This is a genomic window from Christensenella tenuis, from assembly GCF_014287795.1.
GTDB classification, from domain to species: Bacteria; Bacillota; Clostridia; order Christensenellales; family Christensenellaceae; genus Christensenella; species Christensenella tenuis.
In genome coordinates, this window is the sequence record NZ_JACOON010000006.1 from 41,952 (window position 1) to 59,881 (window position 17,930).

Here is a 17,930-nt window from a genome sequence, read left to right on the forward strand (position 1 = left end):
GCATACTTTAACAGGAAAAAGAGGCGAATTTTCATGAAAAAATTAGGTTTTGGGTTTATGCGGCTTCCGCTGCTTGACCCGGACAATGCCGAAGCAATCGACCTTGCTACGGTTTCGCGCATGGTGGACGTTTTCCTTGAGCGCGGATTTACATACTTTGACACCGCTTATGTCTACCATGGTCTGAAAAGCGAATGTGCGATCCGGGAAACGCTGGTAAAACGCCATTCCCGCGGCAGTTTCGCGTTGGCAACCAAGCTTCCCATCAGCAGTTTAAAGCAAAAAAATGACCAGAAGCGTATTTTTGACGAAGAACTTAAAAAATGCGGCGTGGATTATTTTGATTATTATTTGCTGCATAATCTGGGTGTGAAAAATTACGAAACCGCTGAGAAAATGGACAGCTTCCATTTTATTTCCCGCAAAAAGCAGGAAGGGTATATCCGCAACATCGGCTTTTCCTTTCATGACAGCGCGCAACTTTTGAACCGCATTTTGACCGAGCATCCCGAGGTTGATTTCGTCCAGCTGCAAATCAATTACCTCGATTGGGACAACGAGAGTATCCAATCCCGTTTGTGCTACGAAACCGCGCGAAAGCATGGCAAAAAGATTATCGTGATGGAACCAGTCAAGGGCGGCATGTTGGCGCAGGTTCCCCCCAGGGCGGAACAACTGCTTTGCGACTTTCATCCAGACTGGTCCGTGCCTTCGTGGGGCATCCGCTTTGCCGCTGGCCTCGAGAACGTAATAGTGGTGCTGAGCGGAATGTCCAACATGGCGCAGCTTCTCGACAATACCGGATATATGCGTGAGTTCCAGCCGCTTACACAGGAGGAGCAGGAAATACTCCGGCAGGTGGCCGGTATTATCAACGAGTCTATTGCCATCCCCTGCACCGCCTGTCAATATTGTGTGGCAGGATGCCCAAAGAACATTCCCATTCCCAAATACTTCGCGCTGTATAACCAGCAAAAACAGGCAAAGTCAACCGGATTTTCTTTGCAGTCAGTCTATTACGACAACTATTCCAAACTCTATGGCAAGGCGTCGGACTGCATCGCTTGCGGGCAATGTGAACAGGCCTGTCCGCAGCATATCGGCATCATAGAGCACCTCAAAGAGGTTGCTTCCATATTTGAAGAATAGCTACAGAGAGTCACAGCCCGGGACACTTCGGTGTTCCCGGGCTTTTTCGTGCAGTTTAAACGCGCTCCTCCGCCTATGCCGGCAGCGAAAGCTTCCTTTGTTTTAGCCGCCATCTTTTTGCCCCGAATAGAAAAAGCACAAAATAGTTTTGCCATTTTAACGGCGGCCGGGCACGGCACGCAGGCTGAACGGCCTTTTCAGCGCGCCGTTTCCTTATAAAGGCATGGCCGCACTTTAGCGGATTGTAAGAAATTATTTAGAAAATGTTTCGTGCATTTGCTTTCCCATTGGATTATAATGGCACTCGAATGCGGAAAGGAGGAACAACCCCATGCCCGACCAAGCCATGCTGCTCAGCACAGCCGCTTTTTCGTGCGGATTCCTCGATGCGCTTATGGCTTCTTTTTCCCTCGCCGGGAATTCCGGACTCATTTGGCTGCTTGCCACCTTGTTTCTGCTTCTTGATAAACGGACGCGCAGGCAGGGGATGACGCTGTTTTTTGCGGTTGCCCTTACCTATGTGATTGGGAATGTGATTCTAAAAGACCTTGTGATGCGGCCGCGCCCATTCCAGCAATACGGCGTAACAGACCTTTTGGTTCCCCCGCCGTCCGGTTACTCTTTCCCATCGGGCCATGCGTCCTCATCCTTTGCCGCGCTGGCTGTGCTCTTTGCCACAGGGAAAAGCGCACGAATCCCAGCGGCAGTCTGCGCGCTCCTCATTTCCTTTTCACGGGTATACGTATTTGTGCATTTTCCGTCCGACGTGCTTGCCGGGGCGCTGCTTGGCTGCGGATGCGCCTACTTGGCGATGGCGCTGATCCGCCGTTTTGAAGTGCCACGCCCCCTTTATCCGATGGACGTCACTTGAAATCCCGCGTTCTCTACGACCGCGCGAAGCGCTTCGTCGCTCACACCCGCCCCAGCATCTACATCTGCGGCATTTTCTTCTAAATAGACCTTTGCGGATACGTTTTCCATCTTGTTTAAAAGACTTTCCACGCGTTGTGCGCAATGTCCGCAAGTCATTCCTTCAATCTTCATAATTCTATGCATGCCGTCCGCCTCCTTTTTTGTTTGTTCTTTGTATATACCAACACTGAAAAATTTTATGCAAAAAATTCGAATTTCTATTGACATTTTTATTTTAGTGGGTATAATCATAATTAAGAATAATTATTATTCTTAATTATGATCTTTGAAAAGGCAACAGCATGATTTATTCGAAACAAAGGGAACTGATTTTGAAGACCGTATTGGAAAATAGGGTACATCCCACGGCGGATGCAGTTTTTTCCTTTTTGAAGCCCGACCATCCGGAATTGAGCCTTGCAACGGTGTACCGGAACCTGAACCAGCTTGCGAAAAACGGGCTGCTTATAAAAATTCCCGTTCCGGGCGGCGCGGATCATTTCGACGCTACGCTCGAACCGCATTACCACATGCTCTGCGAAAAATGCGGCGCAATGGTAGATATTCCAAAGGAGTATGTTCCCGCGTTTGACGAGGAGGTCGGGGAAAAGACAGGCTGCCGGATTTCCGGTCACGCAATCCTTTTTTATGGGATTTGCAAAGATTGTGCTTCATCTGCAAAGGCATCCTCCTAAATTGCCTTTCAGTTAGAAATATATCTAAAAAAGCAGGCGTTTCCGCAAATGATTGGGGGTCGGAAACGCTTGTTTTTTATCTTGTGTGCGATACAGCCCCAGCTATGCCGGAACCGAAATATTCTTTTGCGTTTTTTCTTTCGCTTGGCTGCCGCTGACGCCGCTCCAGGCATCCATGCCGGGGTAAGCAAGTTCCGGAACAGACGGCATTTGTTGGGAATTTTTCGCTCCATGGAACATCATTTTTCGAAAAATTTTCACATTTTACAAAAATTTGACCTGATTTTCCTTTTCATTTTACAAAATTTGTGTAAAATAATAATAGTAAGATAATTTAGTTTTTCATTTCCTCTTTTTATAAAGCAAGGCCCGTTCCCCTTGGGGGATGGGCCTTGCGCATATACGCCGCCGCAGAATATTACAGCTCGGGGACTTCGCCATTTAAGATGCGGTTCCTGCGCTCAATATAAGCGGGAAGAACCGTAATATCTTCTTCTGTGAACCACGCAAACGGATCCGTGCTTGCCGTAAGGGCAAAATTTGCCCACGCATTGAGGGAACCGGAGCGTATGACTACCTTTACCCGGGGAGCGATCTCTTCTACCAGCTGTTCATGGGTAATTCCCCGGAACAGCGCGCCCGAAGCGGTAAAGATATTCTGTACCTTCCTATAAAGTTCCGGATGGTGCGTTTTGACTTCGGGTGCAAAGCCTACTTCCTCGACAAAAATTTCTTTGCGCAGCATGCGCAGGATATCGAGCACATCCGCTTTTCCGTCATAGTAACCGAGGTCTATCCGCACGGCATCCCGCGGGATGGGAAACCCTGCGTCAGTCACTAATATGATATCCGTATGTCCGCACAGTGCAAGCTGTTTTGCAAGCTCTGGATGCAATATTGTATTGGGTTTCATTGTATCCTCCTTTAAACGGCGTATCCTTCCATAAATTCCAGCACTTCTTTCCTTGTATGATAGGAAGGTACGGTCTCCCACTTTGTACAGCACAGTCCTGCTGTCGCGTTTGCAAAAGTCACTGCATCTTGGAGCTTCCTTCCCTCGGCGATCGCCACGGAAAGCGACGCATTGAAACAATCTCCCGCACCGTTGCTGTCCACCACTTTTATTTTATACGCCGGGACATGAACCTCTTTTTCCAGCGTATAAATGCTTACTCCCTTGCCGCCCAGCGTCATGATGACCTTTTTGCAACCGGTTCCAAGCAAACGCTTCGCCGCTTCATCATGGCTGAGCTGTAGTTTTTCATTTTCTCCCGCCGCAATTCCTGCCTCCGTCTCATTTGGCGTAATGATATCGACAAAATCCAGCTTGTTCTCCATCAGATCTACTGCGGGAGCAGGATTGAGGATCGTGGTTTTTCCAAGTTCCTTTGCTTTTTTCAAAGCGTACAGCGCTGTTTCCACCGGAATCTCAAGCTGTGCAAGCACAACATCCGCCTTGCGGATCAAGCCGATATTTGCATCAATATCACTTTCGCAAAACAGGTTATTGGCACCTTTGTCAATCACGATCACATTGCGCGCCCGCTCGTCTTTCACGATAAGTCCGACCCCGGTTTCCTGTTCTTTCGCCACGCGGATCCCGCTTGTATCCACATGTTCTTCCTCCATCAACGAAATAAATTCGCGGCCGAAATTGTCGTCGCCTACCACGCCGATAAAGCTAACATTGGCTCCAAGGCGTGCGGCCTGTACCGCCATATCCGATCCCTTACCGCCGTAACATTCCCTGAAATCACGTCCATTGAGCGTTTCTCCTGGCGCCGGAATGCGTTCTGAAGTCATTACAAGGGCTTTTAAATAACTTCCAATGATACAAACGTTCATGCTGGGTTCCTCCTTATCGTTAATATGCGTTGATATCTCCTTCAAGGCCATCGCATATTTCCGGCCCTGAACTTGTACCGACCAGTTCCGCCCCAGCCTCGAACATTGCTTTCATTTTTTCAAGCGTATTTACTTTTCCGGATACCTTTACGCGGCAGGGCGGCTCGATGTTTTCTTTCAGAATTTTGACATCCTCCACCGTTGCGGCGCATCCGCCGACACCCCAACCGCTTGACTGCTTCACCCAGTCGATCCCCGCCTCGTATGCGAGCCGCGCGGCCTTAACTTTCTGCTGCTCATCCAAGAAGCCAAATTCCAGCATGGCCTTGACGACGATTCCATTGTCGTGCGAAAGATCGGCAATCTGCTTCATTTCCTCAAAATATTCCTTCTCGTATCCGCCTACAAGAAGTCCCGGGTTGGGTGGAAAATCGAACTGATCCGGTCCTACCTTTGCCAACTCCTTCAGCGCCGCCAACTTCATGCCGAGGGTGTCGTTCGCCTGGGGAAAGTTCAGGGTCGTCGCAACTTTGATGCCCGTTCCTTTCAGCACTTCACGGGAAAGCGCTACGAAGCACGGTGGAACCATGGCGGCATCAAAGTCATATTTCATGCAAGTGTCAAGGTGCTTCAAAAGCCCTTCCCGCGTAAGATTCGGATTTACATTTGTGTATTGAATCGCTTTTGCTACTTGTTTCTTATCATTAAAATCAATCATTTTAGGTTCCTGCTCTTTCTCATTTATTTTTCGTGAAACGTTTCATAAGCTAAGCATAGCATACCTCTTTTTTAAATGCAATCTTTTTCTTTAGTGATATTTTTTTATTTTTGATACTATTTTCTTTTATTTTTTAAAAATTGAATTTTTTTCTAAAAGATCGTTTTTTGCCGTTCTTTCCGTTTGAGGAAACTTTTGCGCAAAGCCGCAAAGCTGGTCTTTGGCATATTTGCCGTCATTCCCAAAACCAGGCACAGACGGCAATCTGGTAAAAAATATACTCTTCCCATTTTTGCCAGACAAAAAAATGCGGTTCTGTTCCCAAAGGACCGAACCGCATTGTTGCCTTTTCTTTATCCCAATTCTTTCAAAAGCGCATAGACTTCCTCCCGTGTGGCAAGTTCTTCCGAAAAAGCGCTCGCACTGCCTGCGGCAACACCCATACGAAACGCATATTCAAGACCTTTTCCCGTTTCGCAGCCCGCGAGGAAACCGGCCACCATGGAATCTCCCGCACCGGTGGAACCACGCACCGTTCCCTTGGGAGCGGCGCTCCGGTAGAGCCTCCCGTCCTGCGCCGCCAGCAGTGCGCCCCGGCCCGCCATGGAGACAAGCACATTTTGCGCCCCCTCCTGCCGGAGTTTTTCGGCGCAGTGCGCAATCTCCTCTTCTGTTTCCAATTCCCTGCCGAATAGCTCTCCAAGTTCATGGTGGTTTGGCTTCACGAGAAACGGCCGGTACCGAAGCGCGGCACGCAGGGCGTTCCCCGTGGTATCCACCACGCACTTTGCCCTGCCTGCGCGCATAAGCACTTCGCTGTATGTGTTTTGCGGCAGCCCCGCCGGAAGGCTGCCCGCGAGTACGAGCGTATCGCCTTCTGCGATGCCGTCCATCCGTTTGAAAAACGCTTCCATATCCGCGGGGCGGATCTCCGGCCCCGGTGCATTGAGGTCGCTTTCCTCGCCTGCTACAAGCTTGACATTGATGCGCGACCGATCATGCCCCAGAGGCACAAAATCCGTACAGACCCCGTGCTCCCGCAGCATGCGTTCAATCTCCCGTCCCGTAAAACCCGCGACAAACCCGAGCGCAACGCTCTCGATCCCAAGGTTGTGCAGAACCCACGATACGTTGATTCCCTTGCCTCCGCATAATATTTTTGCCGAGCGGACGCGGTTTACCCCGCCCGCGTGCAGGCCGTCCATATACATGATGTAGTCGAGCGCCGGATTAAATGTGACCGTGTAAATCATAAAGCCTCCTATCGCTCCAACACCGCCTGCACAATATAACGGTTTTCATCCTCATACTGGACGCACGTGGAGAGCGTGATGATCCTATCCTGTGCGGTAAACTCCCGATTGAACGCAGCGGCGGAACGATTTTTCATCTTCGTCAGATAATCCAGGAACGCGTCATCGTCCGCGAAGCTCCGGGTGTAGGCCTCGTCCGTCTCCCCTACGACGTTTGCAGCGAAAATATCGTACACGTTTACCGTGCCGCCGGGCAGGTAGAGGTATACGTACCTGTTTTCACGGAAAAACGCTTCATCTTCGAATTTATGCAGGCTCGCAAACATAGAGCCGTCATTCATGCGGTGCCCGTAAATCACAGTGTTCGCATCTGAAAAATCCGGTTCGTTCTGGTAATCGAGGAAAATTGCCCCGGCGCGGTTTTCTTTCCTGTCCGCGCTGTGGGAGATATAATAATCGTTGTCTTCCCCTATTGTCACTGGGTAATCGATATCCGTATTCGGGATATAGATCCACCCGATAATATCTTCATTCACTGCGCGCAGCGCATCGAAATCAATCTTGCGGCTGCGCGGGTCTACAGCGTTTGAAGCCGCGCCGCCCTGCGTCGCTTCCGTTTCCCCCGTTGCAACCTTCCGCAGCGTTTCATATCCTTGGCAGCTCGCAATATTTTCCCCGCCGATATCAAAAATCTGTAAAAGCGCAAAAACAAGCACCACCGCGGAGACTATGATAATAATCCACGGCAGCAGTTTCGAGCCGCCTTTTTTTCGCTCTTTTTCTGTGCCCGGGTCTTCCCCGACTTTTCTTCCCTTGTTTTCTCCCATAAAAAATTATCCGTTCTGTTTTTCCATATCTTTCAGCAATTTGCCGTTGTATGTACTAAACTCGTTTTTATATTCTTCCATGCTGCGAAAATATTTTTCGCGTTCGCGCCGCGCCCCGTCTTCGTCCATTTTTTCGGTCTTCTCCTTCAGGTGCAGATAACTGCGCTGGAGGAAAAGATTCAGGTCGTTCTGAAAATTCGACTCGATCTGGTTTAAATTCTGCGACGGTAAATTACCTTTAAACACTCCATATTTTTCGTAATCGGTCAATTCACGCAATTTTTGTTCCAGCCCGTGATAATTCTCAAAAAACACCCGGGCCGTAACCGCTTCATTGGCTACCCGCGAACATTCGTTCGCTTCTTTCAGGAGCCGTTTTACCGTGCTGAGTTGTTCCTCAGAAATCTTCTTACGGAATAATCCCATAAATATTCCCCTTTCATACTGACGCGGAACTGCGCGGGACTGCGTCTCCCGTTTTGTCGTACGTAAGCCCCACCGTATAGGCCCCGCCGCGCTCCAGGAGCAGCCACGCGGTCATGACGTTGCCGCCCACCCGGTTCCACGAATAATGGAAAGCGGCCACATTGCCGTTTCGCACGGCTTCCGTAACGTCGCCGTCTTCAAATTCCCCTGCCGGATACAATCCGTCCAGCGAAACGGACTGGCTGACAAACCATTCGTGGGAGGCAGCCTTTCCATATTTTACCTGCAATGTTTCATACAGCTTTTTGTATTCTTTCAAAACCTGCTCGGGCGTGATGCCGCCTGCATCCGCCGTATAGCTATAAATTACCGCATTGTTAATGCCCGCAAGGTTAAAACCCAAGGCAACGGTTCCGTCTTTTCCCATAAAAGGCGTATCTTTCACGTAAAAACCGCCGTCTGAAAGCGAATAGCTCCCTTCTACATCCCCGGCCCGCAGCGCCGGCTGTGAACCCAGAAGGCCTTCCGTATCGATCATCTCATCAAAAAAGGCAAGAACTTCCTCATCCGCTTCGTCCGCTTCCGCAGCGCGTACGGGAACCATTGTGTTCTCCACAGGCAACTCCGGAAGGCCGGAATACCCGGGCGCGCCTTCGTGTTCGGAGAGCACGGCCAGAGCCGCATTCCGCACCAAGCCGCATGCGGAACACAGGAAAAGCGCCAGAAGAAGCAAGATGGCAATCGCGGTTTTTTTCATGGTTCTCCTGTTACCCGAATAAATTCAGGAAATCGAGCGTTGCAAAATAGTCTTCCGGCGTTTCCGCGCGGCGTATGAGTTCGAAACTGCCGTCTTCTTTCAGCAGTATTTCCGCGCTCCGGAGCTTTCCGTTATAGTTATATCCCATAGAGAAGCCGTGCGCGCCCGTATCGTGCAGCACGAGCAGATCTCCTTTATCAATTTTAGGCAGCATGCGGTCAATCGCAAATTTATCGTTGTTTTCACACAGCCCGCCCGTCACATCGTATTTATGGTCGCAGGGCGCATCTTCCTTGCCCATGACCGTGATGTGGTGGTAAGCCCCGTACATAGCCGGGCGCATGAGATTGGCCGCACACGCGTCCACCCCGATATAATCCTTATAGGTATGCTTCTCATGCACAGCGCGCGTCACAAGGCACCCGTACGGCCCCAGCATAAAACGCCCAAGCTCCGTGAACACGGCGACATCGCCCATGCCCGCAGGCTCCAGCACCCTGCGGAATGCTTCCTTCACGCCTTCGCCCACCTTAAGGATATCGACAGGTTCGCCGTCCGGCGTATAGGGAATGCCCACGCCGCCCGAAAGATTGACGAAGCGAATGTCCGCACCCGTTTTATCCCGCAATTTCACCGCGAGTTCAAACAAAATCCGCGCAAGCTCGGGATAGTATTCTTCGGTCTGGGTATTGCTCGCAAGAAACGCATGGATCCCGAAGCGTTTCGCACCAAGCTGCCCGAGTTTCCGGTAGGCTTCCGCCATCTGGCCGTACGTCATACCGTACTTGGCCTCGCCCGGGTTGTCCATGATGCCGTTGGCAGTGCGGAACGTCCCGCCCGGGTTATACCGGCAGCAGATGGTTTCCGGGATACCCGCAACCTCGTTTAAAAACTCTACATGCGTGAGGTCGTCGAGGTTGATGATCGCGCCGAGCTTTTTTGCCAGCCTGAAATCTTCCGGCGGCGTATCGTTGGAAGAGAACATAATATCCGCCCCGCCAAAACCGCACGCATCCGAAAGCATCAGTTCGGTATAGGAGGAACAGTCTACCCCGCACCCTTCCTCTTTGAGAATTTTCATCAGGACCGGATTGGGCGTCGCCTTGACTGCAAAATATTCGCGGAAGCCCTTGTTCCACGAAAAAGCCTGATTCATGCGCCGCGCGTTTTCCCGGATGCCTTTTTCATCATACAGGTGAAAAGGCGTGGGATATTTTGCCGCAATTTCCTCCAGTTTCTCCTTTGTGACAAACGGTTTCTTTTCCATCTTGAATTCCTCTTACTCTAAACTTTATTGCAACTCGCCCGGGTCTGGCTCGATATATACCGCTACCAGTTCCGGCGGATTGTTGATCCTGATTTTTGGGTAGCCGCTCGCCCCGAGGCCGCGGCTGATAATCATTGTAGTCGCGCCGTCCGTGAATTCGCCCTGCACATATTTGGGCAGGAAACCCTGCCCGTTCATGGCGATCGTCCCAATTTTCGGGAAACGGATCTGCCCGGCGTGGGTATGCCCCGAAAGCACAAGGTCAATATTTTTGTGAAGGTACAGCGGATAATATTCCGGACGGTGCGCAAGGAAGATATTAAAGCCCGCGCGCTCCCCTTCGAACACGCGTACCGATTCCAGCACATCCACATGGTCGAACGAGACATCATCCATCCCTGAAAGATTGACTTCGCTTTTTCCCACGGTGACATGGGCCATATCTCCCGCGTGCAGCACCCGGACGCCGCAGTCTTCCATAATATATTCGACGCGCCCGCCGAAGTTACGCTCGTGATTGCCCGTCACAAAATAAGCGGGGGCAATATCAGCAAGGCCGCGCGCAAAGCGCCGTGTATAAACCGCATCGATCTCTTTTTGGTTCTCGTGCGCCACCATATCGCCCGTGACGGCGATGAGGTCCGGCGCGAGGCTCTCCACCTTTTCAAACAACTGGCCGTTATCCTGCCCGAATTCCTTCTCGTGGAGATCGGAAAGGTGGGCTACCACAATTCCGTTTTCTACTTTATCGCTTAAAATCCCATAGGGGACCGTTACTACCGTATTGTTATTGAACATTGTTGCTCCTTTTGCCTTAGAGTTCAATTATAGTATAAAAACGGCGCGGATTCAACAGAATACCACTGAATCGCGCCCTCCCGGACGTTAATATTTTGTGAATTCCGTTCAGGTGAGAAACGGGTCGATGACCGTAACAAACCTGCCGCGCCCGCGTGCGTAATCGATGGTATATTTCGTTCCTCCGCCGGACGCCCCATCATATACGGCAATCAGCCGGGACGAGTGCTCCACCATAAAGCGGTTGCGCGCGGCCGGGCAGCCTTCCGTATATTCCCTTTGCAGCAGAATGTTTTTATCCGCCTGCGAGAGGATACTTTTGTAGCGTGCCTGCGCTTCCTTTGGCCATGCCTGCGCTTGCGAAAGGCAGGGCAAGACGCACACAAGCCTGATGTCATTCCCGTAAATTTTCTTTAGACTCAAAACAATGCCTGCGCACAGCATATCCACGCCGCGCGCCATACCGCACAGAAACGTATCGCAGTGATTTTGAATGATTTCATCGATTACCGCGGCCTCGATTTTTTCCCGCAGGCAAAAGGTGCGCACATCGGTTTCGTTTGCGAGGAAGGGCAGTTTATGCGGGCGCGGACCGGTGAAGCAGCAGGTGTTCTCTTTTTTGGTGTTCTCTTTTTTAATGATTAATTTCATCAGGATTATCCAAAATATATTTTTATATAGCATACATCATATGATATCAAAAAGCAATCATTTTGATTTCTTATATTTCGAATGCAAAAAGATATGATATTGATAGCAAACGGAAGGGGTCAAAAAATGGGTAATTACTTCTCTCCTTTTTCTCTTAGAATACCGGAAGAGCTTTTGGAAAAGATCAAAGTGATTGCAGAGAAAAATAAACGCTCTGCGAATAAAGAAATTGAATTTATTATTTCGGAATATGTCTGCGCCTATGAGGAAAAGAATGGGACAATTAAGACAACTGCGGAATGAAAAAACACTAAGACGTAACTATCAGGATAGACTATTCATGAGGCAGTTTATGATGAAAAAATTATAATTCTGTCACAATACTTAAAGATTACGGAAAGATCCTTGTGAAAGCTAATAAAATCATGGATAAAAAGCAAATGACGCGCAACAAGCTCGCGTAGTTGACGGATGTCAGGTTTGAAGTAATTGACCGGCTTTATAAGGGAAATCTGGAACGGTTATAATTCCGTAATGGCGGGATTTTCCCGAGAGAAGGTGTGTCTTTATATTTTCCAGTTTTGACCTGCCCACAAAACAGATCTTCCGGGGCAATATTTTGCTTGCCGTTTGCTGCGCGTTTTACCTCGCGTGGTGGCTGCTTGCTTTTCATCCGGGCGAAGCCGTCCACAGAATGAAAGTGGGTTGGCTGCTGGTTCCCGCTTTTATTTCCGGGATTCTGAGAGTTATCCTTTCGGTTCACGGCATCGCCACGGCGGCGGTAAGCGGCTCCCTCTTCCCCGGAAAATGGATTTTATGGCGGCATCGCCACATATTTCATCCTTTTGGCAATCACGCTGTTTTTATTTAACCGTCCGGTAACGGTAGAGCTGTTCCTGATCGTCGGCTGAACCGTGCTCGCTCTTTCGGTGGTCAACGCGCTTTACTTTCTCCCGCGAAATATCGGTTGTTTTTGCCATTGTCATCGGCATAGCGGCAACGGTTTCGCTTCTTTACTATATTTTTTATTACCGCCTCGGCAGCGATGCAGGCTATATCGCCGGCATGGTTCCGCTTCTGCTGAGGAGCGCGGTATCTGCCGCACTTTCTATCCGCATGGCGGTTTAGTGCCGGAAAGCGGCTAAAAAATATCCCCGTCTTGACGGCAGGGACGTTTTCCGGGCTTTGGGATTTTATACCGGCTCGTAATCGATTTTCGATTCTTCGTCTGTGGCTTCGATCTTGAAGATGACAGGACGCAGGCCGTCGTTGCAGCTGCAAATAGCAACGCCCGGTTTCCTGATCCAGTCGCCATAATAGAAAAGCTCGTTTCCCGCACCATGGGAAAGCGCAAACACATACTGGTAAATGGCTTTCCACGCTTCGTCGCAAAGACCTTCCGGTTTCGCGTAATCAGCATAGAAAACCTGTCCTTCCCGCAGCATTGGGCAGGCCGCGAGGCCTTCAACGCCATATTCGCGCGCCAGCTCTTCGTCAAATGTTTTTTTGAGAACCGTAATTTTGCATTTTTTCATATTGAACCACCCTTTCCTGTCATACCGCCGTGAAAACGGCATTCCCGTTTTGCGCGGTCTTTCTTATTCTTCCGTTCGCCGGTAGGCTTCGAGATACCCAGCGCAGTATTCATCCCGGCCGAGCAGCATCTCCGTCGCTTTCAGGTGAAGCGCCATCGCCGGATTTGTAATATCCATAATCGCCGTATCTACCCCCTGCACCATTGCGCAGGCAAGGAATGCCTGGTTGATAATCCCGCGCTTTGGGAGGCCAAAGGACACGTTGGATAAGCCCGCCAGCAAATGCACCTTTGGGAACTCGGCGCGCAAGGCCTGCGCAGCCTCGAGCGCTGCGGCGGGCGCATCCCAACCGGTTGCGGCCGCCTCGACCACAATGTCGATATAAATCTCTTCATCCCGCGAACCGTTTTCGCGCAGAAGGCCAATTAGCCTGCGCGCATTTTCCACCCGCTTTTCCGCCGTTTTGGGAATGCCGTCCCCGCCTACGGGCATGCCGACGATTCCCGTTTTGAACTCCCGCACCAGCGGCAATACGCCCGCAAGCCGTTCTTCCTCGAGCGTTACGGAATTAATCACCGCACCGGGAAGCGCCATGCTTTCAAACAGGCGGCGCAGTGCATACGGATTTGTGGAATCCGCCATGAGCGCGCATTCCGGCGCGGCCCGAAGCGCAAGCTCCGCCGCCCATACCAGCATTTCGCTTTCATTTTCGCACATGCCCGTATTGAGGTCAAGATAGCGCGCGCCTGCGCACGCCTGGCGCCGCGCCAGTTCCGTGACAAACGTTTCGCTTTTTTCGTTCAGCCCCTTCAGGGTGGATGGAATTGAACTGTTGAGTTTCTCTCCGATGATAATCATGTTTTCAGCTCCTTTACAATACGGCACACAACATCCGCGCGCCGCAGCGGTGTGATAACGTAATAGCCATCCGCCGTATCCCGAATCAGGTCTGCCGCCAAGAGCGCGGCTTCCACCGCGATTTCTTCCGCCTGTTCCCTATCCGCGTTTTTAAACCGCTCGCACAGGTCCGCGGGAATTTCGATTCCCGCAAGCTCGTTATTGATAAAACAGGCGTTTTTATAGCTCACCACAGGCATAATGCCCGCCCACAGGTCGGCTGACAGCGCCTCTTTTGCCCGGACAAGGTTATCCGCCGCCCGCCGGCCATACACCGGCTGTGTGAGAAAGCATGTGACGCCTGCCTGCTCCTTTTTTTGCGCGCGGCGAAGCTCCGCATCGAAGTTCGCTGCATTCACGTTGAGCGCACCCATGATGCGGAAAGGCTTTTCGGCAAACACCGTGCGGTTGAGGTCACGGATAAAATCCGCATACAGCACGGAATTAAACTGGAATACGCTTTTGATCTCTCCCCTGCGGTTATTGGGAATGGGGTCGCCCGTCACCACGAGCACATTACGCACGCCCTGCATGGAAAGGCCCAAAAGCAGTGCCTTGGACGCATTTAAATTCCGGTCCCGGCAGGTGAGGTGCGGCAGCGCTTCCACGCCGTATTGGTTTTTGAGCATGGCGGCAAGCATGCTGCTGTCGGCACGCGCCCGCCCAATGGGGCAGTCCGCCACCGTAATATAATCCGCGCCTGCCTCTTTAAGCCTGCGCGCCGCATCCACAAAAAACGAGCCGTCCGCATCGAGTGGAGAATCGAGCTCCACGGCAACGGGCTTGCCCGCCGGCACAGGCGGCGCTTCCCTATGTTTGGCAATGGGGATTTTTGCCGTTTCGCACGTTCTGCCAGAGGGTTGTGCAGGCTGTGCAAGGACTTCCCGCGCCGCCCGGATATGCGCGGGCGTGGTGCCGCAGCATCCGCCGAGGATACGCGCCCCCGCCAGATAGCTCTTGCGCAGTTGGTCCGCAAAATAATCCGGTGTGCTTTTGAACACAGTACGTCCGCTTTCCACCGTCGGATAGCCGGCATTCGGCATAATGGAAACCGTTTTCCCATAAAAATTGGTTGTTTCCGCAATATGCGCCATATGCATTGGGCCGCATGTGCAGTTAAAGCCGCAGGCGTCTATTTCCGGCACGTCTTTCATTGCATCCACAATGCCCTGTGCGGCAATGCCGCTCTGCGTATATCCGTCCGGGCTGACCGTGCACTCGCAGATCACGTAGGCATCCGGGCATTTTTCCCTGATATACCGGGCTGCATGGATGAGGACAGGCGCTTGCGCAAAAGTCTCGAACAAAAAGCCCGTTATACCGTTTGCAAGAAAGCGGTCTATGATGCTGCGGCGCTCCGCGTCGCACAATTCCTGATCGTCATAGAGGATAGGCCCCATGCTCGCAAACACCAGCGCCTTGCCGTCCGCGGCTTCCTGCGCGCACGCGCATCCGGCGTCTATGGCGCGCAGCACGGTTTCCGCATCCGCACCCATAGAGAGCGTGTTGGCCCCGAAGGTATTCGTTTTGATAGCCTGCGCACCCGCCGCGATATATTCCCGGTGCGCTTTTATTACGCGCTCCGGGTGTTCCGCGTTATTGAATTCACACTTCCTGATCCCGCCTTCGTATTGCTGGGCAAGGTAGGTTCCCATTGCGCCGTCGAAAAGCAGGATTTCTTCCTTTTGAAACAGGTTCATTGGTCACTCCTTTTTATGTCTACGCCATTATATCATAATTTCAGCACAAGAATTTGATAAAATTCATTCCTATTTCACAATTTTTAGGTTAAACTATACATAAAATGTGAACAGGAAACGGTTCCAAAACACCAGACTCCAGGGAAGAAAGAAGCCATGTCAAGAACAGACCTGAAATATTTAGAACTGCTATCGCAAAAATATCCTACCGTGCAGGCGGCGTGCACGGAAATCATCAACCTCAATGCCATTCTCAATCTGCCGAAGGGCACGGAACATTTTGTGAGCGATATCCATGGGGAAGATGAAGCGTTCTGCCACATCCTGAACAATGCATCGGGCGTGATCCGCGAAAAGGTGGACCGCCTGTTTGAGAAGACGCTGTCTACCCGGGAGCGCACCGAGCTGTGCACGCTGATCTATTACCCGGACCGCAAGCTGGAGGAGCTGCGCCGGGAGATTGACGACGAATGGTACCAGATCACGCTGTACCGCATGATCGAGGTGTGCCGCCTGTGCGCCTCCAAGTATACGCGTTCCAAGGTAAGGAAAGCGCTGCCCAAAGATTTTGAATACATTATCGACGAACTTTTGCATACCTCGGCAGACGACAAGGACAAACAGGGCTATTACGAGCATATTATTTCCACCATCACGGATATTGGCCGCGCAGACGCGTTCATCATTGCGCTTGCGTCCGTTATCAAACGGCTTGTGGTGGACCGCCTGCACGTTGTGGGCGATGTGTTTGACCGGGGGCCGCACGCGGACGTGATCTTAGGCAAGCTGATGGCGCATCACGCGGTGGACATCCAGTGGGGCAATCACGACATCCTGTGGATGGGCGCCGCCGCCGGAAGCGGGGCGTGCATTGCGTGCGTTTTGAACATCAGCACCAAATACTCTAACATCGATTTCGTGGAAACGGCTTACGGCATCAACCTGCGGCCGCTTGCCCTGTTTGCGCAGGAAACTTATACTGACGACACCGACCTTCTCGACCACATGCACAAGGCCATTGCCATTATCCAGTTCAAGTTGGAAGGGCAGGTGATTATGCGGCACCCGGAATATGGCATGGAGGACCGGCTGCTGCTGGATAAAATCGATTTTTCAGATATGACGGTGACGGTGGACGGCATAAAGTATGGCCTGAACGACCACGACTTCCCCACCGTGGATCCGGAGCATCCTTACGACCTCACGCCCGAAGAAGCGGACGTAGTGGCGCAGCTGATCTATTCGTTCACGCAGAGCGAAAAACTCCAGAAGCATGTGAAATTCCTCTTTTCGCAGGGCAGCCTCTACCTCACGTTCAATGGAAACCTGCTGTTTCACGGATGCATTCCCATGACGGAAGACGGCGCGTTTTACGAATTCGACACTGGGGAACGAAAGCTTTCCGGCAAAGCGCTGATGGACTATGCGGACGCGCTCGCCCGGCAGGGATATTATGCCAAGGAAGGGACGGCGGCGCGGCAGTATGGCAGGGATTTCCTGTGGTATTTATGGTGCGGCAGGCGTTCCCCATTATTCGGGCGTTCAAAAATCGCCACCTTCGAGCGCATGTTTATTGACGATAAAGCGGCGTGGCAGGAAGAAAAGGATCCCTATTACCAGTTTATCGAGGATCCGGACATGTGCGTGAAAATCCTTGCGGAATTCGGGCTTACGGGGCAATATTCGCATATTGTAAACGGACATGTGCCCGTGCGCGTGCGTGAAGGCGAGCTTCCCGTGCGTGGCGGCGGCAAGGCCATTGTGATCGACGGCGGGTTCTGCCGGGCGTACCAGGAGCAAACGGGCATCGCAGGATATACGATGTTTTACAATTCTTACGGCATCCGCCTTGTTTCCCATGAACCGTTCCCCGGTCTTTCGGACGCGGTAAAGAGCAATAAAGACATTCTCTCCACTTATGTGGTGTTCGATACGGCGCAGGCCCGCATCACAGTGGGCGAAACGGACGTCGGGCGCGCGCTCCAGCAGGACATCGACGACCTCACCGCCCTTCTTACCGCATACCGCGAGGGTATTGTGAAGGAAAAATAACCGTACTGGACGGCATTGGGGACATCCCCTGCGTCATTCTTAGGGTTTGGCTTCATCCCCGGCGTTTATTTTATCTATACGGGTTTTCGGAAGCAAATTCGCTGGAAAGCACTATTGGGATTGTTTTGGGCTTCGCTTACATAGGCAGTTTGATTGAGGTAGCCAATTTGTCCTGTTGGCCGTTAACACGCTAAAATTTATTGTCCGCTTTTGGAAAGACTGCACATCCCGAAAAAAACACCGCATAAGTGCCGAGAAAGGGTGCTGATACGCTTGCACTACAGCAGCTTATGGGGCACACAAATTATGCTTTTACCGCGAACGTATACACAGCGAAGGATAAGGATTATTTAACGCAAAACCTGAACCGCATATAAAAATGTCTAACAAATACCGCTTTTTCCGCATGGTTAAGCGGTATTAATCTTAACGTTTCATTAACATCCGC

Annotated in this window: 19 protein-coding genes; 5 read left to right on the forward strand and 14 right to left on the reverse strand. The window is 51.3% G+C overall.

Features of this window, described 5'->3' with window-relative positions; genetic code table 11:
* The first annotated feature begins 27 nt into the window (after positions 1-27).
* Positions 28-1,149 carry an aldo/keto reductase gene (locus H8S18_RS11205; RefSeq protein ID WP_186858575.1) on the forward strand — a complete coding sequence of 374 codons (1,122 nt, stop codon included), beginning with the start codon at positions 28-30 and terminating at the stop codon, positions 1,147-1,149.
* Positions 1,150-1,480: 331 nt separating this feature from the next.
* Complete coding sequence (locus H8S18_RS11210; protein ID WP_186858364.1) at positions 1,481-2,020, forward strand: phosphatase PAP2 family protein; 540 nt, start codon at positions 1,481-1,483, stop codon at positions 2,018-2,020.
* Here H8S18_RS11210 and H8S18_RS11215 read toward each other — a convergent pair.
* Complete coding sequence (locus tag H8S18_RS11215; protein WP_186858365.1) at positions 1,999-2,205, reverse strand: heavy-metal-associated domain-containing protein; 207 nt, start codon at positions 2,203-2,205, stop codon at positions 1,999-2,001. The two genes, H8S18_RS11210 and H8S18_RS11215, sit on opposite strands and share 22 nt — an antisense overlap.
* A 158-nt stretch (positions 2,206-2,363) precedes the next feature.
* Between H8S18_RS11215 and H8S18_RS11220 the strand changes: the two genes are divergently transcribed.
* Positions 2,364-2,756, forward strand: coding sequence for a Fur family transcriptional regulator (locus H8S18_RS11220; protein WP_186858366.1), 393 nt, complete (start codon positions 2,364-2,366; stop codon positions 2,754-2,756).
* Positions 2,757-3,174: 418 nt separating this feature from the next.
* Here the strand turns inward: H8S18_RS11220 and H8S18_RS11225 are convergent, their stop codons facing one another.
* The 10 genes from H8S18_RS11225 to H8S18_RS11270 form a co-directional block, all read right to left on the reverse strand.
* A complete protein-coding gene (locus H8S18_RS11225; protein WP_186858367.1) occupies positions 3,175-3,669 on the reverse strand; it encodes an RbsD/FucU domain-containing protein in 495 nt (164 codons plus the stop codon).
* 11 nt (positions 3,670-3,680) lie between these two features.
* Positions 3,681-4,601, reverse strand: a complete 921-nt coding sequence (gene rbsK / locus H8S18_RS11230; RefSeq protein WP_186858368.1) for a ribokinase — start codon at positions 4,599-4,601, stop codon at positions 3,681-3,683.
* Positions 4,602-4,620: 19 nt separating this feature from the next.
* Positions 4,621-5,319: a deoxyribose-phosphate aldolase gene (gene deoC, locus H8S18_RS11235; RefSeq protein WP_186858369.1), complete on the reverse strand. Its 699-nt coding sequence runs from the start codon at positions 5,317-5,319 to the stop codon at positions 4,621-4,623.
* A gap of 353 nt (positions 5,320-5,672) precedes the next feature.
* Positions 5,673-6,572, reverse strand: a complete 900-nt coding sequence (gene pfkB / locus H8S18_RS11240; protein WP_186858370.1) for a 1-phosphofructokinase — start codon at positions 6,570-6,572, stop codon at positions 5,673-5,675.
* 8 nt (positions 6,573-6,580) lie between these two features.
* Positions 6,581-7,399 (reverse strand): class B sortase, encoded by an 819-nt coding sequence (srtB, locus tag H8S18_RS11245; RefSeq protein WP_186858371.1) that lies wholly within the window; start codon positions 7,397-7,399, stop codon positions 6,581-6,583.
* A 6-nt stretch (positions 7,400-7,405) separates the two neighbouring features.
* Entirely contained in the window at positions 7,406-7,825 is a 420-nt protein-coding gene (locus H8S18_RS11250; RefSeq protein ID WP_186858372.1) for a hypothetical protein, read from the reverse strand.
* Positions 7,826-7,838: 13 nt separating this feature from the next.
* The gene (locus tag H8S18_RS11255; RefSeq protein WP_186858373.1) at positions 7,839-8,582 is read right to left on the reverse strand and encodes a hypothetical protein; all 744 of its coding nucleotides are present in this window, start codon (positions 8,580-8,582) and stop codon (positions 7,839-7,841) included.
* A gap of 10 nt (positions 8,583-8,592) precedes the next feature.
* Complete coding sequence (locus H8S18_RS11260; protein ID WP_186858374.1) at positions 8,593-9,849, reverse strand: diaminopimelate decarboxylase; 1,257 nt, start codon at positions 9,847-9,849, stop codon at positions 8,593-8,595.
* Between the two features lie 24 nt (positions 9,850-9,873).
* Entirely contained in the window at positions 9,874-10,647 is a 774-nt protein-coding gene (locus H8S18_RS11265; RefSeq protein WP_186858375.1) for a metallophosphoesterase, read from the reverse strand.
* A gap of 108 nt (positions 10,648-10,755) precedes the next feature.
* Complete coding sequence (locus H8S18_RS11270) at positions 10,756-11,298, reverse strand: SLOG family protein (RefSeq protein WP_186858376.1); 543 nt, start codon at positions 11,296-11,298, stop codon at positions 10,756-10,758.
* Positions 11,299-11,424: 126 nt separating this feature from the next.
* Between H8S18_RS11270 and H8S18_RS11275 the strand changes: the two genes are divergently transcribed.
* Positions 11,425-11,601 carry an Arc family DNA-binding protein gene (locus tag H8S18_RS11275; protein ID WP_186858377.1) on the forward strand — a complete coding sequence of 59 codons (177 nt, stop codon included), beginning with the start codon at positions 11,425-11,427 and terminating at the stop codon, positions 11,599-11,601.
* 890 nt (positions 11,602-12,491) lie between these two features.
* On the opposite strand, the gene H8S18_RS11280 is transcribed toward H8S18_RS11275, so the two are convergent.
* The 3 genes from H8S18_RS11280 to H8S18_RS11290 all read right to left on the reverse strand — a co-directional run bounded on the left by H8S18_RS11280 (position 12,492) and on the right by H8S18_RS11290 (position 15,430).
* On the reverse strand, positions 12,492-12,833 hold the full coding sequence (locus H8S18_RS11280; protein ID WP_186858378.1) for a TIGR04076 family protein: 342 nt from the start codon (positions 12,831-12,833) through the stop codon (positions 12,492-12,494).
* Positions 12,834-12,896: 63 nt separating this feature from the next.
* Complete coding sequence (locus tag H8S18_RS11285; RefSeq protein WP_186858379.1) at positions 12,897-13,691, reverse strand: dihydropteroate synthase; 795 nt, start codon at positions 13,689-13,691, stop codon at positions 12,897-12,899.
* The gene (locus H8S18_RS11290) at positions 13,688-15,430 is read right to left on the reverse strand and encodes a bifunctional homocysteine S-methyltransferase/methylenetetrahydrofolate reductase (protein WP_186858380.1); all 1,743 of its coding nucleotides are present in this window, start codon (positions 15,428-15,430) and stop codon (positions 13,688-13,690) included. Before H8S18_RS11290 ends, H8S18_RS11285 begins: the two co-directional genes overlap by 4 nt.
* Before the next feature lie 156 nt (positions 15,431-15,586).
* On the opposite strand from H8S18_RS11290, the gene H8S18_RS11295 reads away from it, so the two are divergent.
* Positions 15,587-17,482 carry a fructose-1,6-bisphosphatase gene (locus H8S18_RS11295; RefSeq protein WP_186858381.1) on the forward strand — a complete coding sequence of 632 codons (1,896 nt, stop codon included), beginning with the start codon at positions 15,587-15,589 and terminating at the stop codon, positions 17,480-17,482.
* Positions 17,483-17,930: the final 448 nt, after the last annotated feature.

What these genes read in the sequence shown, in the direction of transcription:
- H8S18_RS11260 (WP_186858374.1), bottom strand. Translation starts at nt 9,849, where the DNA reads ATGGAAAAGAAACCGTTTGTCACAAAGGAGAAACTGGAGGAAATTGCG.
- H8S18_RS11280 (WP_186858378.1), bottom strand. Translation starts at nt 12,833, where the DNA reads ATGAAAAAATGCAAAATTACGGTTCTCAAAAAAACATTTGACGAAGAG.
- H8S18_RS11250 (WP_186858372.1), bottom strand. Translation starts at nt 7,825, where the DNA reads ATGGGATTATTCCGTAAGAAGATTTCTGAGGAACAACTCAGCACGGTA.
- H8S18_RS11285 (WP_186858379.1), bottom strand. Translation starts at nt 13,691, where the DNA reads ATGATTATCATCGGAGAGAAACTCAACAGTTCAATTCCATCCACCCTG.
- rbsK (WP_186858368.1), bottom strand. Translation starts at nt 4,601, where the DNA reads ATGAACGTTTGTATCATTGGAAGTTATTTAAAAGCCCTTGTAATGACT.
- H8S18_RS11210 (WP_186858364.1), top strand. Translation starts at nt 1,481, where the DNA reads ATGCCCGACCAAGCCATGCTGCTCAGCACAGCCGCTTTTTCGTGCGGA.
- srtB (WP_186858371.1), bottom strand. Translation starts at nt 7,399, where the DNA reads ATGGGAGAAAACAAGGGAAGAAAAGTCGGGGAAGACCCGGGCACAGAA.
- pfkB (WP_186858370.1), bottom strand. Translation starts at nt 6,572, where the DNA reads ATGATTTACACGGTCACATTTAATCCGGCGCTCGACTACATCATGTAT.
- H8S18_RS11290 (WP_186858380.1), bottom strand. Translation starts at nt 15,430, where the DNA reads ATGAACCTGTTTCAAAAGGAAGAAATCCTGCTTTTCGACGGCGCAATG.
- H8S18_RS11270 (WP_186858376.1), bottom strand. Translation starts at nt 11,298, where the DNA reads ATGAAATTAATCATTAAAAAAGAGAACACCAAAAAAGAGAACACCTGC.
- deoC (WP_186858369.1), bottom strand. Translation starts at nt 5,319, where the DNA reads ATGATTGATTTTAATGATAAGAAACAAGTAGCAAAAGCGATTCAATAC.
- H8S18_RS11295 (WP_186858381.1), top strand. Translation starts at nt 15,587, where the DNA reads ATGTCAAGAACAGACCTGAAATATTTAGAACTGCTATCGCAAAAATAT.
- H8S18_RS11255 (WP_186858373.1), bottom strand. Translation starts at nt 8,582, where the DNA reads ATGAAAAAAACCGCGATTGCCATCTTGCTTCTTCTGGCGCTTTTCCTG.
- H8S18_RS11275 (WP_186858377.1), top strand. Translation starts at nt 11,425, where the DNA reads ATGGGTAATTACTTCTCTCCTTTTTCTCTTAGAATACCGGAAGAGCTT.
- H8S18_RS11225 (WP_186858367.1), bottom strand. Translation starts at nt 3,669, where the DNA reads ATGAAACCCAATACAATATTGCATCCAGAGCTTGCAAAACAGCTTGCA.
- H8S18_RS11220 (WP_186858366.1), top strand. Translation starts at nt 2,364, where the DNA reads ATGATTTATTCGAAACAAAGGGAACTGATTTTGAAGACCGTATTGGAA.
- H8S18_RS11265 (WP_186858375.1), bottom strand. Translation starts at nt 10,647, where the DNA reads ATGTTCAATAACAATACGGTAGTAACGGTCCCCTATGGGATTTTAAGC.
- H8S18_RS11215 (WP_186858365.1), bottom strand. Translation starts at nt 2,205, where the DNA reads ATGCATAGAATTATGAAGATTGAAGGAATGACTTGCGGACATTGCGCA.